This is a genomic window from Variovorax sp. 10L426, assembly GCF_056395305.1.
The window spans coordinates 1-404 of record NZ_JBFTJF010000116.1 but is presented as its reverse complement, the minus strand read 5'-3'; the positions used below and the strand labels follow the sequence as shown (position 1 = coordinate 404).

Sequence of the window (404 nt, the reverse complement as noted above, 5' to 3'; positions counted from 1 at the left end):
GAGCTGCTCGCCCTTGAGCTTCTCGCGTTCGGCGTAGCGCTTCAGGCCGGCCACGGCCAGCGCGCCGGACGGCTCGAGGATGCTGCGGGTGTCCTGGAACACGTCCTTCAGGCCGGCGCAGATCTCGTCGGTGTCCACCAGGATGATCTCGTCCACCAGTTCGCGCGTGATGCGGAAGGTTTCCTTGCCCACCAGCTTCACGGCGGTGCCGTCCGCGAACAGGCCCACATCCTTCAGTTCGATGCGCTTGCCGGCTTCCACCGAGCGCTTCATCGCGTCCGAGTCGAAGGTCTGCACGCCAATCACCTTGATCTCCGGCCGCACGGCCTTGACGTAGGCCGCCACGCCCGAGATCAGCCCGCCGCCGCCAATCGCCACGAAGATGGCGTGGATCGGGCCCGGGT

1 protein-coding gene is annotated in these 404 nt (G+C 67.1%); it reads right to left on the bottom strand.

Annotated features, from left to right (window positions below; genetic code table 11):
* Nucleotides 1-404, bottom strand: a 404-nt coding sequence (locus AC1DHL_RS30025; protein WP_478164372.1) for a pyridoxal-phosphate dependent enzyme, incomplete at both ends; no start/stop codon positions are given.